Origin of the sequence: Haloferula sp., from assembly GCF_049672945.1 — a bacterium.
Classification (GTDB): domain Bacteria; phylum Verrucomicrobiota; class Verrucomicrobiia; order Verrucomicrobiales; family Akkermansiaceae; genus Haloferula.
Map to the genome: position 1 here is coordinate 77,810 of NZ_JBATWY010000236.1, position 15,739 is coordinate 93,548.

Below are 15,739 nucleotides of genomic sequence, written 5' to 3' on the forward strand. Positions count from 1 at the left end.
CAACCCTCACGCAACCATCTAAACCGCATTCCAATTAATTCCGCGGCGAGTAATCGACAGCAAGGCATTGGGATCGATAGGATGGTCATCAATGAAGAAAACCTTTTTTATCGTTGTTGTCGTCATCGCCGCGATGATCGGAGCCCTCGTGCTCGGATCCATCGGAACTTACAACGGCCTGGTCGGCAAACAGCAGGCCGTCGACGCCGCCTGGGCGCAGGTCGCCAATCAGTATCAACGCCGGGCTGACCTGATCCCGAATCTCGTCAGTACGGTCAAGGGTTCCGCCGACTTTGAAAAATCCACTCTCGAAAGTGTGATCGAAGCCCGTGCTTCGGTCGGCAAGGTCAACGTCGACATGAGCAACGCCCCGGAAAGCGCCGCCATGCTCGAGAAATTTCAAGATGCCCAGAACCAGTTCGGGAGCGCACTGCAACGACTACTCGTCACCGTCGAACGCTATCCCGACCTCAAGGCAAGCGCCGGATTCCGGGACCTTCAAGCCCAGCTTGAAGGTGCCGAGAACCGCATCGCCGTCGAGCGCGGACGCTTCAACGAGGTCTCGAAAGTCTACAACACCGCCATCAAGAAGGTCCCTGCCGTCTTCTTCGCAAGCATGCTTGGTTTCGATTCCAAACCCTATTTCGAAAACGAAGCCGGAACGGAGAAAGCTCCTGAAGTTGATTTCGACTTTGGAAACAAGGGAAGCGATGCCGAATGAGGATCGCCCACCCAAACATCGCGCTCATCTCTCTTCGACTCGTCGTCGGCCTGTGGCTCGCTATTACAGGCATCGTAGTTGGCGAAACCCTGCCGCGCAGCCCGGAGCCTGACTATATCCATGACGAAGCATCTTGGTTGAGTCCGACGGCCTTCAGAGCGCTCGACACGAGACTTGAATCCTACGAACGGGAAAGCTCCTCGCAGATCCTCGTCGCGATCTTTTCCCGGATTCCCGAAAACGACGACATGCTTGGCTTCAGCCAGCGGGTCTTCGAAAAATGGGAACCCGGCCAAAAGGGGAAAGACAATGGAGTGATCCTCTTCGTCTTTGATGCCGAACGAAAACTCCGCATCCACACCGGCTATGGTATGGAAGGCGTCCTCCCGGATGCCCGCTGCAAACAGATCATCGACGAGATTATCGTGCCCCGCTTGAAGGCCGGAAAACGCAACGAGGCCATTTCCAAAGGCGTCGATGCGATGATCGCCGCGACCAAGGGCGAATACCGAGGAACGGGAAAGACGAACCTCGACTCGAAGTCCAAAGGCCCACCCTTCCACCTGATCTTCATCGTCGTCATCGCGTTGTGGGTTCTCTACACCACGTGGCGCGATCGTGACGTCGTCATCACCGGCGACGGATCCGATCATGGTGGTTGGAACTCTTGGGGAGGCGGCGGCTTTGGTGGAGGCGGGGGTGGATTTGGTGGAGGCGGTGGCTTCGGCGGGGGTGGCGGCTTCAGCGGAGGCGGCGGCATGAGTGGCGGAGGAGGCGCAAGTGGAGGATGGTGAGAATCCAAGCAATCGAAGCATGAGAGACTTTCTAACAGAAGAGCAGGAACAGCGGGTGGTCCGTGAAATTCACAACGCGGAAACCCGCACCACCGGTGAAATTCGCATCGTCATTTCCTCGAAGCGGGTTTTCCGGCCGGAGAAATACGCTTGGAAGGCATTCCGCCGCATGGGCATGTCGAAGACCGAGGCACGCAATGGCGCGTTGATCGTCGTCATGGTCCGCCACCGGCGCTTTTTCGTGCTCGGGGATCAGGGCTTGAATGCCGTCGTTGAGCCAGACTATTGGGAGAATCTCGCCCTAGCGATGTCGGAAGAACTCAAGAACGGTGAGCGCTGCGAAGCCCTTATTCATGGAGTCAAAACCCTGACCGACACCATGGCCCACCACTGGCCTGCCGACGGCGAAAACCCCAACGAGCTCCCCGACGAAATCGCCTACGATTGACCGGGTTGCGCCAGGCCGGAGATCGCCGAGGTTGGGAGCATGAAATTGGTCAAATCCTGTGCCTGCTGCGGTCGCGAGATCGAGTGGCGGAAGAAGTGGCAGAACTGTTGGGACGAGATCCGCTACTGCTCGGAGAAATGCCGCCGCCAGCGAGTCACCTCGAAGGACCAGCAACTCGAAGCCACCATCATCGGGATTCTCGAATCCCGAGCATCAGGAAAAACCATTTGCCCGAGCGAAGCGGCGCGGAAATGCTTTGGAGAAGATTCATGGCGACCGGAGATGGAGCGCACCCGCCAGGCCGCACGCCGACTCGTCGCCACAGGAAAAATCGAGATCGTCCAGCAAGGCCACACCGTCGATCCTTCCACCGCCAAAGGCCCGATCCGACTGCGAAGGGGCCCTGACTTTTCCTGATGCCCGACGAGATCCAGATCCAGGCGCGACCGGCTGGCATTTACCTGCCGGAGCTCGACCTGTGGCTCGACCCCCGTGGCCGTCAAACCCGCGCCTTCATCTCCCACGCCCATGCGGACCATCACTCGCGTCCCGAGCAGGCGATCTGTTCACCCGAAACCGCCCACCTCCTTCATCGGCGCTTCGGCCTCAAGCGCGAGACTCTAACCGTCATCGAAGACGGCGAAGCGCTGCGGCTCGATGGCTTCGAACTTCACCTCTACCCCGCCGGCCACGTCATCGGATCCTCGATGCTCCATCTGCGCCGGATCAGCGACAATCAATCGCTGCTCTTCACCGGTGATTTCAAAACCATGGCCACCCGAACCTGCCCCGCCGCCCCGGCCGTGAAGGCAGACACCTTGGTGATAGAAACCACTTACGGCCGACCCGAGTATGTCTTTCCCGCCCGCAGTGAAGTCGAAAAATCCATCGTCCGCTTCATTCAAGCCGCCTTCGATTCGGGCGAGGTGCCGATCCTCTGCGCCTATTCGCTCGGCAAGGCTCAGGAGCTTTCCTCACTTCTCGGCGAGAACCACCTCCCCTTTCAAGCCCATCCAAGTGTGATCGAAATGAACGATGCCTGCCGCGAGCTTGGCATCGATCTTCCCGAGGCGGAAAAAATCAGCACCCCGATTCCTGAAAATCACGCCATCATCTGTCCCCCAAGCGCCGTGCGCTCGACCAAGATCCGCCGACTGAAGAACAAACAAACCGCGATGATCAGCGGCTGGGGCATTCACTCGAACGCACGCTACCGCTACCAGGTCGACGAGGTCTTCCCGCTCTCCGACCACGCCGACTACCGGGAACTGCTCGCCTTCGTCGAAGCCGTCGACCCGGCGAGCATCTACACCATTCACGGTTCCACCCGCGAGTTCGCCGCCGACCTGCGGGCCACCGGCAGGCAGGCCTGGTCACTCTTCACCGACGACCAACTCGAGCTCATCCCCAAGCACCGTGAGAGCCTTGAAGCGCCGACCGAAGTGATCGCGAATGACCGCCCGCTCAGCCTGCTGAATGAACGCCTCAATGAAATTGCCGCCCTGCCCTCGAAGAAGCAGAAAAAGGAACTCCTCGCCGCGCTGATTTCCCCGCTCCCCGACTCCGAACTGCGCACCCTCGTCGACTGGCTTTCCGAGCGCTCGCTCAAACTCGGATTCGGCTTCGCCTCGATCCGGCTCGCACTTCTCAAAGCCTACTCGATCACTCTCGCCGAGTACCGTGCGATTTCCGAACAGCAGCAGGATCCCGCACGCACTGCCCGCATTCTCTCAAGCCTTCACCGCCAGCAGCAAACATCCCAGGCCTCGTTCACGACTGAGGATCTTCGCTCGCTGGTCGAAAGACTTCAATCCACCAGCATTCAGCTCGACGCCGTCCAACAGCTCGCGACCACCCTCTGCGGCCTGCCTCCCGCTGAAGTCGAGTTCGTCCTCCGCGTGCTCACCCGTGAGTTCCGCATCGGCAGCCGCGAAGGCCTGTTGGAAGAAGCCATCGCCGATGCCTTTGCCGCCGACCCCAAGGAAGTCGCCCGCGCCCACATGCTCAGCGGCGACCTCGGTCAAACTGCTCTGCTTGCAAAACATGGCGAGCTCCACCAAGCCGATCTTCAGGTTGGCACGCCGCTGAAGGTCATGCTCGCCTCGCCGGCACCCGATGCCGCGGCCATCTTCGAAAAACTCGCCACTCCCGATGGAGCCGTCTGGCTGGAGGATAAGTTCGATGGCATCCGCGCCCAGCTGCACAAACGGGGCAGCCACATCCACCTCTTCTCACGCGATCTGCGCTCGCTCGACGCCGAGTTTCCCGACCTGATCGCCGCCGCGACCAAGCTTCCCGACTGCGTGCTGGATGGGGAAATCATCGCCTACGAGGAGGGGAAAAAGCTCACCTTCTTCGACCTTCAGAAACGCCTCGGAAAGAAGCAGAAAAACCGCGGCCAGATCGACCTCTTCCACCCGCAGGAAATCCCCGTCCGCTTCATTGCTTTCGATCTGCTTTCGCAAAAAAACGTCGCCATCTGGCAGCAGCCGCTCATGAAACGCCGGGCCGAACTCGACCGCATCCCGTTCTCCGCACCCTTCGAGTCCGCCAAACTTCATCAAGCCCACAGCCCCGAAGAAATCGACGCCCACTTCAAGCAGGCACGGGCCCGCCTCAACGAGGGACTGCTCGCCAAGGACACTAACAGCCCCTACCACTTTGGCCGGCGTGGTCAGTCATGGCTGAAACTCAAGAAGGCGGAAGTCACCCTCGACTGCGTCGTCACCCGCGCCCAGCAAGGCCACGGCAAACGGGCGGGCGTGCTTTCCGATTACACCTTCGCCGTGCGCGATGACAGCAACGGCCAGCTTCGCATCATCGGCAAGGCCTACAGCGGCCTGACCGACGAGGAGATCGAGGAACTCACCGAGCACTTCCGCAAAACCACGATCGAAACCAAGCGCCGCACCCACACCGTCGACCCGCAAATCGTCCTCGAGATCGCCTTCGACTCGATCCGTCCCAGCAAGCGCCACGACAGCGGCCTCGCGATGCGCTTCCCGCGCATCAAGGCGATCCGGCGCGACAAGTCTCCGGAGGACATCGACACCCTCCAATTCGCCCGCACCCTCGCCTCGTGAAAACCCAACCGTCATCCACTGAGGCCTTCTTTTCCCGGCGGAAATGGAAGCCGGCCGACTTCCAGAAAGAGACCTGGAAGGCCTACGCGGAAGGGAAATCCGGGCTGCTCCACGCCCCCACTGGCCTTGGCAAGACCCTCGCCGTCTGGATGGGGCCGGTCAGTGAGGCCATCACCGCAACCAAGCCATCCAAGGAATGCCAGGTCCTTTGGATCACGCCCCTCCGGGCCCTCGCAAAAGACACCGCCCGCTCGCTTCAGGAACCTCTCACCGAACTCGGCTCACCGCTCGAAGTCGCCTTGCGAACCGGCGACACCTCATCCTACCGCAAGGCCAAACTGCGCGAGAAGCTGCCCTTCGCTCTCGTCACCACACCCGAGAGCCTTTCGCTGATGCTGACCTACGAAGACTCTCGTAGCAAGCTCGCCGACCTCAAGTGCGTGATCATCGATGAGTGGCACGAACTCCTTGGCACCAAGCGCGGTGTGCAGACCGAGCTCTGCCTCGCACGGCTTCGCCAGTGGGCCCCACAAGTCCGCACCTGGGGCATCTCCGCCACCCTCGGCAATCTCGATGATGCCCGCCAAAGCCTGCTCGGAGCCAAACACCAGCAAGGCGTCATGGTCCACTCCGCGCTCAAGAAGGAACTCAAGGTCGAAACCATGATCCCCCGCGAGATCGAACGCTTCCCCTGGGCCGGGCATCTCGGCATCCGCCTGGTCAAGCGCGTCGCCGCCTCCCTTCACAAGGCGTCCAGCAGCCTGATCTTCACCAACACCCGCTCGCAAAGTGAGATCTGGCACCAGTCGCTGCTCGAGGCCGATCCCTCGCTCAAGGGCCGCCTCGCCATCCACCACGGCTCGCTTTCACGCGACGAGCGCCAAGCCGCCGAAGACGCCCTTTTCAATGGCGAATTGCTCGGCGTCGTCTGCACTTCGTCGCTCGACCTCGGCATCGACTTCGCCCCGGTCGAGCAGGTCATCCAGATCGGCAGCCCGAAAGGCGTCGCCCGCCTGCTCCAGCGCGCCGGTCGCTCCGGCCACCAGCCCGGCAAGGCCTCGCGACTGCTCTGCATTCCCACCAACGCCCTCGAAATCCTCGAATTCGCCGCGGCTCAGGACGCTCTCGATGCACGTGAAATCGAATCGCGCCGACTGCTCGACAAGCCCCTTGACCTGCTCGTCCAGCACCTCAGCACCTGCGCCATCGGTGAGCCGCTCGACGAAAAATCATTCCGTAGTGAAATCGCTTCAACCCACAGCTACCGCCACCTCAACGACGCCGAATGGGAGTGGGCGCTCGGCTTCATCTCCGATGGCGGCGATGCCCTTCAAGCTTACCCGCAGTATCAAAAGGTCATCCGCCAGAACGGCACGCTGCACTTCACGGACAAGCGGATGATCCAGCTGCATCGCATGAACATCGGCACGATCACCTCCGACACCGCGATCAGCCTGAGACTGCGAAACGGCCAACGCCTCGGAACCGTCGAGGAAGGATTCATCACCAAGCTCAAACCCGGCGCGCCCTTCTTCTTCTCTGGGCGACTGCTTGAACTGGTCCGGGTGCGCGACCTCGTCGCCACCGTCCGCCCGTCCACCAGCAAGAAGGCCAAAGGTGAAATCCCCATCTGGGGAGGCGGAAAAATGCCGCTTTCCACCGAACTTGCCCACGCCGTTGCCCGCCGCCTCCGTGGCGACGACCTTCCCCCACGACGCGAACTTGCCGCCATCGATGACTTGTTAGAGATTCAGCGAAAGTGGTCGCAAGTCCCGACCGACGAGGTCCTTCAGATCGAGCACTGCCGCTCACGCCAGGGCGAGCACCTCTTCTTCTATACTTTCGCCGGCCGGCTTGTGAACGAGGGCCTCGGCACCCTCGCCGCCCATCGCCTGACCGATGGCCAATCGCAAAGCATCCAGGTCACCCAGAACGACTACGGCTTCTGCCTCACCTCGGCCTCCCCACTCTCTCTCAACGAAGCCCGCCTTCGCGAAACCCTCCGCCCGCAAGAGTTGTTGGAAGACCTTCTCGCCTGCCTCAACACCCACGAACTGGCGCGACGCAAGTTCCGCGAAGTCGCCCGCGTCGCCGGCCTGATCCAGCAGTCCCAGCCCGGCCGGATGAAACAAATGAGGAGCATCCAAACCTCCGCCAGCCTGCTCTACGAAGTCTTCAACCGCTATGATCCCGAGAACCTGCTCCTCGATCAGTCGAAACGCGAGATTCTCGAAGGCCAACTCGAATTCTCCCGCATGCAGGAGGTCCTCACCAGCATCTCTAACAAACCTTTTCGCCTGATCGAACTCGATCGACTCAGCCCGATGGCTTTCCCGCTGTGGGCCGAACGGCTCTCGTCGGTCATCTCGACCAAGGACGCCATGACCCTCATGGAGGAAATGCTTAAGGAGCTTGAGCAGCAGGCCGAAAAGACCCTCCAGTCATGACCGCGACCTCTCTCGATATCGACTTCCACGGGGAAGCATTGCAACTCCACCCGCAAGGAGCAATCTGGTGGCCAAGCGAGCACACCCTGATCCTTTCCGACGTGCACCTCGGAAAATCCGCCACCTTCCGCGCTCACGGCCTGCCTGTTCCTGAAGGTGAAAGTGAAGACGATCTCGTACGGATCACGAAACTCGTCACCCATTTCCATACCCAACGGCTTCTCATCGTCGGCGACTTCTTTCATTCCCGCTCGATTCTAACAGCCCCGTTCAAGGCAAACCTCAACAAGTGGCTCTCCGACCTCCCTTGCAAAGTCATCCTCATTCTTGGCAATCACGATCCACTTCCTCACAAGCTCGCCGATATCCCCCGGCTTCAGACCTGCTCCACACACCACATAAAACAACTTCACTTCGTCCACGACCCCGCCGAAGTCGTTGAAGGCACTCCCACCATCTCCGGCCACCTCCATCCCCTGTGCCGGATCGGAACGAAGAAAGGCCCTTCGATGAGAGTCCCCTGCTTCCTCCAACAAAGCAGCCATCTCATCCTCCCCGCCTTCGGGACCTTCACATCAGGAAAGCTCGTCGAGCCTGGCGACGACCGTAAAATACTCTACCCAATCACAGGAGACCAAGTTTCCCATAAACTCATGTTCTTGTAGTTCGCATGTCCAAGCTGCTCGAAGAAACGCGAACAGAGGATCTGAGGGCCAAAGAAGATCCCTACAGCTTCGCCGATTCCCGGGTCAGAAAGGATACCCGGAGCGCTCCGCTGGGACGCCGAGAGATCACAACGGTAAATCAACCCAAGCGATCATCCCCCATCCCCCATCCCTCATCTCCCATCCACCACCGGGGAATTGACAAACTCTTCCAGGATAGGATCCTCAAAAGCAAAAATCCCATGGCGCGAAGAGGCAAAAAGAAAAAGAAGCAGCCCAAGATTCACACCGATGCCCGGGGCAACTATATCTGGGAAAACTACTTTGTCGGCGGCAAGCAGAAGCGGCGGAGACAGCGGGTGACGGTCATCGATGGAGAAATCATTGACGATCTCGATGAATGGCTTCTCACCAATGCCAATGACATCGAATTACACCAACTCGAGCGCTGGGACCTCATCCATCAGCGCAACCTCGAAGAAGAGGGACTTCAAACCACTGATGACGCCATGAAGAAACCGTTCCGCTCACTCCGCCTCGATATGCTGGAACTCGAATCGGCCTTCGAGTTCGTGACCTCGTTCGATCCAAGCTATTCGGACGAACCATGTGTTTCCTTCCTCGACCTGAGCTCTGGCAAAGTCGTTGCAGCGGAGAGTGACGAGGAACTTGAAAATCTGTTAGGTGATCAGAACTACATCGACCTCCCCGAGGATTTATTCGACGATTGGGAATACGGCGGGCTCGAGAAATTCGTAAGTTCACTGCCGGACGATCCGCAGCGACAGCAATTGGCGCGGGCCATTCGTGGCAAGGGAGCGTTCCGGCGTTTCAAGAATATCCTATTTGGCGGCGGCAACGTCGAACTGAAGCACCGCTGGCATTGGTTCGAGACGCGACGGAAGCGCGAACGCATCGTCGATTGGCTCCACTCCCACCAGATCGAACCGGAATGGGGGATCGATATTTTCGAACCTCCTCCCTTACCCGACAAACGCCCCGATCTCCTTCGCGCCGTCATGGACTTCGTCCGCGAAACTCACCAACTGCCCGGCGTGTACCGCATCTCCCTGATCGGTTCGCTGGTCACCTCGAAGTCGATTCCGAAGGACGTCGATATCCTCGTTGAAGTGGATGAAGTGACACCTCTCCAAAAGCTGGCCAAGCTCACCCGGAACCTACTCGGAAAGACCCTGCAGACCGGCGACAATTGCGGTGCCGATGTCTTCCTCTGCGACCAAGATGGCGAATACCTTGGTCGCATCTGCTCTTATAAAAACTGTGCTCCCAACATCCGGCGGAGTTGTCCGGCGAAACACTGCGGGCGGCGGGAATACCTGTGCGACGACCTCCAGAATGTTGATCTCGATCCATCACTCATCGCCGAACCACCACTCACCCTGTGGCCCAAATTTGTCGCCCGCGCCGAAATACCAGATGATGTGCGAGCAGCTATCGACCAAACCCTTTTCCACAACCCAAGCTAGAGTATCGCTCCGAAAACAGGGGTATCAAGCGAAGCGTTGACTCCTCTCCAGACGGAGTGAGTGATTGTATTGGCGCAAATATCAGCCCTCGTAGCTGCCTTTCCACGAGGAAGCGATCATATCCCGGTTGCAAAGGGAAAGGCCAAGCCATAGGGGAAGTCCTACCATCCAGAACCCATGACGCCCTCTGACACACGACTCGATGTCGTCCACGAAGATCCCGATTTCGTGGTCGTCAACAAGGCGAGCGGCATGCTCTCGGTTCCCGGCAGGGGTCCGGAGAAGGCGGACAGTGTCGCCACGCGCGTCAGGATGCTCTACCCCGGCTGCATCGAACAACCTGCGGTTCATCGTCTCGACATGGACACTTCGGGCCTGCAGTTGCTTGCCCTCAATACCGATGCCCACCGGATTCTCTCCCGACAGTTTGAAAACCGGGAAACCCGCAAGCGCTACCTTGCCTTGCTCGATGGGATTCTTGAAGGGGATCGCGGCACCATCGAGCTGCCCTTCCGGCTCGACGTCGATAACCGGCCGATCCAGATCTACGATGAGGTGCATGGAAAGATCGGGATCACCCACTGGGAAAAAATCGGCGTCGAGCATGGCAGGACCCGGATTGCTTTCGTGCCGGTCACGGGGCGAACCCACCAATTGCGGGTGCACTCCGCCCACCCGAAGGGCTTGGGTATTCCGATCGTTGGAGACACTTTCTACGGCAATGGCCGTAGGTCAGGGGAACTCAAACTGCACGCGATCGAGCTGGGCTTCACGCACCCCCGGACGGGTGAAGCGCTGCACTTCGAGTCAGCACCCGCGTGGTAGGTGGCAGTCCAGACCGCTTTCCTTTTCACGGGATCTATTCCGTTGCCGCGGTCTGAATATTCATTCCGTTCGATCGAGCATCGGAGGCCGATGACTTTTCCAAGCGGATGAGACGTGCTTCGAAGAGCTGGTCGCGTGAATCGAGAACGGTGACCTTCCGGGTGAGCTTGTCATTCTCTTCGCGGAGTTGAGCCACTTCGGCATCCTTGGCGGCAAGAAGGGCTCGCTGGGCTTCCAAACGACGTGCCAGTTCCTGCGTCGCAGAAACGTTCAGCATGGCGATCGCATCGTAGTCCACCGTGCGGAAGTCATTCACCTCGCGACCATAAACGAAGAGCTTGTCGTCCTCTGACTTGAAAGCGGTGCGGAATCGGCCCTCCGCAATTTCCAGCACTTCATGAATACCCTCTTCCTTGCCCGAGATCAGTTTGACTCGCTCGCCCATTTTCAAATCCGTGGCCAGCTCCACCCAGCCATCTTTGGTTTTGGCGATCTGGTAGATATCCGGCACCACATCTGTCTGCAGACTGACAGCCTGCGGGTAGACCTTTTCCACCTGCTGGGCGACCACCTTTTTCTGAGGAACGCTCCCTTTGCCGATCACGTCCTTGTAGTGATAATCCGTCACTTCAATTCCCACAAGTGTGTCGAGATCCTTGGCCCCATCAGAACACCCTTCGATACTCTTGATCCGTTCGTCCGACGAACTGACCAGCGCCGTGCCTGACCAGATGGCACCGTCGGCGTAGATCGACGTTGCCGGCTTGGCGTTGGACGGCGCTGGAATCCCATTAACCGTGCCACTGATAATCGTCGGGCCCACATCCGAACTGAACTTTCCGGTGACTTGGTTGATGAAGCGGCCATCGATAGCGGGGAACGAGGTCACATAGGCGTAGCCGGAGTCACCTGCGGCACTGCCCGACACATTGCCCTTCACCACCAGCTTCGCCTGCGTCGGTGTTGTCGTGCCGATCCCAACTCGATTGGCCGTATCGATTGTCATCGCCGAAGTATTTCCCGTCTGGAGATGAAGCTTCCCGATGGTGGTGCGCAAGACCAGTTCTCCGGGAGCCGCAGATGCGCTACTGAAGACTGAATTTCCCTGCTGAAACAGGGCCCCGCGACCTCCAGCTTCCCAGAACTCTACGGATTTGGTAAGTATCCTATTGGTGTTGTCGATTTGGCCAACCTTCAGGGTGTTAGGAACACGCAGTTCACCAGTGATATTAACCCCTGAAGCATCCGGCGTTACATTGGGAATAGCATCCGCAATATCCGCAGTAAGGGCCCGAGGAGCGGGAAGAATGATCTGCCGCGGGGAGATTGGAGCATCAGAGCCCACCTTGATTTCGAGATACGCCGTCGGCGTGGTCGCCATGCTGGTGGTAAGAGAGCGATCGGCCGTGTCGCGGCTACCGATGATGACATTGAAGCGGCTGTTCACCAAATCAGCGAGCGGACCGTGGCCGGGATCGGTGCTGCCATCGAGGATGTAAGGCCCCCAGATCTGTTCCCCGTCGACGGCGGCCGTCCAGAGAGAGAACTGAATGGGATATTGACCGTCTGTTAGAGGTGCCCCCACGGCATTGGTAAGGCGGCCCTGGTAGTTGATCTGCCCTTGGGCAAGGTTCGGTGCAAGCAGGGCGAACCCGGCGACGAGCAAAAGGCTCAGGAAGGTGTGATTGATGTGTTTCATGAAGTGATTCGTTGATGGATGGAGACGAAGGCAGGCGGGTAGTCGGATGGCATCAGTTGGGCGGTTTAATTCGGTCGCTGTGTTTGTAGGCGATGATCAGTTCGATATCCTCGATCTGGTCGACATTGACGACGAAACCGTTGCCGTGGATTCGTGGGATCTGGAATTCCCAGCCTGACGCAGCGATGCTTCGTCCGGCGAAGGCGTTGACCTGAAAATTGGGACCAAGGTTGTCCTGAATGCCATCGGGGCCCTGGATGACCGCCGAGGACCGATTGTAGGCGACGGCGATCGACGGGGTGTGTTCCGACACGGGGACAAAATTCTGGCTGAAGTCCGGCGAGACCCAATACCGGAAGGGTGAAACGAGAAGCTCGCCCCGAGCATCGCCCGGTTGCAGGCCGGCGATGCTGCGGTCCGAGCGGGGGGGAACCCGGGTGTGAAAATACATGGTCCCACCATAGGTCAGGTTGCCACCCAGATTCACAGGGACAGAGGGGGCGTCCGCGGCCACGATGTTGACTTTGACGTATTCAATCTTCTCACGCCAGAATCCTGGATCGGTAATATTGCCGGCTACATCATAAGTGGCCCCCCGAAAGAAGTTCCCGTCGACCCGATCCACTCTTTGATTACTGAAGGCGGTGCTGAACGGAATGGTAAGATTGCCATCGGCATCGAGATATTTCGTGGCCAGAAGTTTACGGAAATACTCCACGGTCGGCAGGAGTTCCTGGGACGTCCCTGCGGGAAGAACCGTCGTGTCGTCCCCACGCACTCCCGGGTCGGACGGGTCAATGGGATCATGGCGGTTCGGATTCCGGGCCAGCACGTGTTCGCGCAGTGAAATCCGGGTGATGAGCCGTGGGGAATTCACGGTCTGAACACGCCGGGTCTCATCCCAGACCACCATCTGACTCAGCAGATCATTCAACTCGGCGGCGTTCCGGCATTTGAAGATGGTCGAGGTGTCGTAGAACTTCGAACCTTGGGCAATGGCGAATTGGCCATGCCATTTGTAGTTCAATGCCTGCAGGGTGTAGAACATCCATAGCTGGGCGGTCCGAAAGGATTCGTCGGCATCAATCAACGCAAACTCCGCGCGGTGATAGTGCAAGGGGTCGGCATAGGACTTCTTGCGGATGGCGGCGACGTTCGAGTCTCGTTTGATCACAATGCGGGCCAGCTCCGCGAGGAGCGCCGCTTCCTGTGCTGCCGCTTGATTGCGCGCACTGGCATCCGACAACTGATCCATGTGATTGGCCACCTGCTCACGCTTGATGGCGGAGAGTTCCTGAGCGGCCTGATTGATGAGCAGGGCGGAATCGTTGATTTCCGTCGCGACCGCAAAGTCGATCGCCGCGTAGTCGATCGCCTGCTCTTGTCTCCCGATGGAAACAGCGGCGGCGGTCTGCATCGCTGTGTTAACCACACCTGCGGCAGCGGTAACGGTCGCCGCTGATGCACTCCCGATGATTTTCACTGGATCAAGACCAACCCCCCCGGCAGCGGCGGCGGTATCGGCAGTCGCCTCATAAGCAGCCTGCGCCGCTGCGGAAGCTGCAGACATCGCGACCATTTCATCATAAAACGAAGAGGTGGTGTCCTTGTACTTCTGACCAGCCTTTCTCATGGCAGCGGCTTTCTCTCCGGCACTGTCGAACGCCGCCTGCGCTGCGCCGCTTGCCGTGCCGTCCGCGCCTACCTTGAATTGAGAGTCCAGTTCGGCCGTTAGGTCTTGGCGCAGGAGCGCCTGTCCATCAAGCGCCGCAATGGTCGCTTGAATTCCAGCGAGCTCGCTGCCGGGCATTGGATTCGGAGCGTCCAGATCAAACCCGGGATCATCGTCAGGTTCGAAGCCGGTAATGGCGAAGAAGCGATCGGCCAAAAGTTCGTCGGCGTTGTCGATATCCGCCCCCACTTCGTCGACCTTTTCCTGGAAGTTGAGGTAGGCCCCTTTCGCACCAGCGCGTGGTACTTCGGTTCCAAGTTTTTCGAGCGCCACCGTGAGCGGCTGATTGGTGCCGACCAACAGGTCTTTCAAGCTATCATAGGATTCCTTGGGATTGGAAGGATTGCCCGTATCCTGCACCAGCAGGAGGAAGTTTGGATCGTAGCCCAGGATGTTGGCGTTGCCATTCAGCAGCGGCGCGACCGAGGCCAGATCGACTCGACCAAGTTCAATCGCCGACAGCGAGGCCAGGACGCCGGACTGCTGCAATCGCGCGGCAACATCGTCGCGCTCCGCTTGCGTCAAGGCATTGAGATCGGACGGAAACAGTTCCGGGAACCAGCTCTTGACCAGTTGCAATTGGGTGACGTCCGCACCGGCCACCTGGGTGAGGGATTGCCGGGCGAGTGCGACATCGCCCGGAGCTTTCCGGGTCCCGCGCAAGCGGGCCAGACTGGCGAGGTGCTGCTGCCGTTGGCCGACGATTTGAAGCAAGGTATTCAAATCCTTGTAGCCATCAAAGAGGGTTCCCGGCGTTACGATTTGCCCGTTTTCATCCAGCTGGGGCACTTCTTGAATGCCACTTTCATTGGCATATTTGGAAGGCACGCTGCTGCGGCGCGGCTGCTCGCGCAGAAAGATATACCGTCCCATCGGCATCTCGCCAAAGTCGACGCGATCATCAAGGCTGGATGGATCGACGCCCGGGAACGGATCGCTCAGCAGCGCGGTGTATTGATTGATCGCTTCGAGGATGGCGGCGGTGATCTCCTCATAGGTGGCGATCTCTTCATCGATGATGAACTTGTCGGGAGGCAGGACCTCCAAACCCAGACGGAACGTCGCCAGTCTGGCGAGCATGGGCTTGACCGCCTGCATCTCAGCCACCGCGAGGTCGTAGTAGATGTCGAGGAGTGTGTTGCGAATGCTGGTATCCAAGGGACTCGCGGCCACCGCCTTCTTCAGAATCTCGATTTGTACGTCAATCGCATCACGATCGGCCTGGGTAAACAATTCAGCAATCCGGTTCGCGTCAAACGCGGTGACGTCGGTTCCTTCACCACCGTGCATCAGCCACTTGTAGCGAAACGGCGCCCCACTGTCCTCGATTCCCTGCCTTGTCGTGGCGCTTGGATAAAGGGCGGCCAGGGCCGCAGCGACAACTCCGCTTCCGTAGGTATCTGAGGGATACCACTGCGAGAATGCCTCACCGAAAGTGCATTCCTGCAACACGACCGCTCCAGACTGGGGATCGCCGGGTGCCTTGATATAGCCACCGAAGAATGCCACGCCGGGATTCTTCGCCTGAGTGGCCGAGTTCGCCGTCGAGAGGTTGAGGAATTGCGCCCGGGACTGACCCGCGGCGAACGAGGTGGAAACCAGAGCGAGACTCACGCAGCCCATCAGGAGCGCGGAAAATGGGTCATGGGAAATCGGTTTCATGAGGGTCTTCAAATTCAACATGGGATCAAGGCCAGGCTCATGGCGCAGCAGGAACGAGTTTGGAAAGCACCGGCAGTGGTGAAGGAATATCGCGAACAAGAATGAAGCTTCCGGGAAAGCTGGCGAGCGACGCGCCCGAGCTGCTGACAAGGCTTTCCGTGTAGTCGCCCACATAG

At 59.1% G+C, this 15,739-nt stretch carries 11 protein-coding genes; 9 read left to right on the plus strand and 2 right to left on the minus strand.

Annotated features, from left to right (window positions below):
* Positions 1 to 91 precede the first annotated feature (91 nt).
* The 9 genes from WBG04_RS20765 to WBG04_RS20805 all read left to right on the plus strand — a co-directional run bounded on the left by WBG04_RS20765 (position 92) and on the right by WBG04_RS20805 (position 10,470).
* On the plus strand, positions 92 to 721 hold the full coding sequence (locus tag WBG04_RS20765; RefSeq protein ID WP_424316643.1) for a LemA family protein: 630 nt from the start codon (positions 92 to 94) through the stop codon (positions 719 to 721).
* A complete protein-coding gene (locus WBG04_RS20770) occupies positions 718 to 1,515 on the plus strand; it encodes a TPM domain-containing protein (protein ID WP_424316644.1) in 798 nt (265 codons plus the stop codon). The genes WBG04_RS20765 and WBG04_RS20770 overlap by 4 nt, the downstream gene beginning before the upstream one ends.
* Before the next feature lie 19 nt (positions 1,516 to 1,534).
* On the plus strand, positions 1,535 to 1,963 hold the full coding sequence (locus WBG04_RS20775) for a TPM domain-containing protein (protein ID WP_424316645.1): 429 nt from the start codon (positions 1,535 to 1,537) through the stop codon (positions 1,961 to 1,963).
* A 39-nt stretch (positions 1,964 to 2,002) separates the two neighbouring features.
* The gene (locus WBG04_RS20780) at positions 2,003 to 2,380 is read left to right on the plus strand and encodes a DUF3253 domain-containing protein (RefSeq protein WP_424316646.1); all 378 of its coding nucleotides are present in this window, start codon (positions 2,003 to 2,005) and stop codon (positions 2,378 to 2,380) included.
* Complete coding sequence (locus WBG04_RS20785) at positions 2,380 to 5,046, plus strand: ATP-dependent DNA ligase (protein ID WP_424316647.1); 2,667 nt, start codon at positions 2,380 to 2,382, stop codon at positions 5,044 to 5,046. The genes WBG04_RS20780 and WBG04_RS20785 overlap by 1 nt, the downstream gene beginning before the upstream one ends.
* Entirely contained in the window at positions 5,043 to 7,493 is a 2,451-nt protein-coding gene (locus WBG04_RS20790; RefSeq protein WP_424316648.1) for a ligase-associated DNA damage response DEXH box helicase, read from the plus strand. Before WBG04_RS20785 ends, WBG04_RS20790 begins: the two co-directional genes overlap by 4 nt.
* Positions 7,490 to 8,158 (plus strand): ligase-associated DNA damage response endonuclease PdeM, encoded by a 669-nt coding sequence (gene pdeM, locus WBG04_RS20795; protein WP_424316649.1) that lies wholly within the window; start codon positions 7,490 to 7,492, stop codon positions 8,156 to 8,158. The genes WBG04_RS20790 and pdeM overlap by 4 nt, the downstream gene beginning before the upstream one ends.
* Positions 8,159 to 8,400: 242 nt before the next feature.
* Positions 8,401 to 9,645, plus strand: a complete 1,245-nt coding sequence (locus tag WBG04_RS20800; RefSeq protein ID WP_424316650.1) for a UPF0158 family protein — start codon at positions 8,401 to 8,403, stop codon at positions 9,643 to 9,645.
* 177 nt (positions 9,646 to 9,822) lie between these two features.
* Positions 9,823 to 10,470 (plus strand): RluA family pseudouridine synthase, encoded by a 648-nt coding sequence (locus WBG04_RS20805; RefSeq protein ID WP_424316651.1) that lies wholly within the window; start codon positions 9,823 to 9,825, stop codon positions 10,468 to 10,470.
* 34 nt (positions 10,471 to 10,504) lie between these two features.
* On the opposite strand, the gene WBG04_RS20810 is transcribed toward WBG04_RS20805, so the two are convergent.
* Positions 10,505 to 12,169, minus strand: coding sequence for a tail fiber domain-containing protein (locus WBG04_RS20810; RefSeq protein ID WP_424316652.1), 1,665 nt, complete (start codon positions 12,167 to 12,169; stop codon positions 10,505 to 10,507).
* Between the two features lie 52 nt (positions 12,170 to 12,221).
* Entirely contained in the window at positions 12,222 to 15,563 is a 3,342-nt protein-coding gene (locus tag WBG04_RS20815) for a hypothetical protein (RefSeq protein ID WP_424316653.1), read from the minus strand.
* Positions 15,564 to 15,739 lie beyond the last annotated feature (176 nt).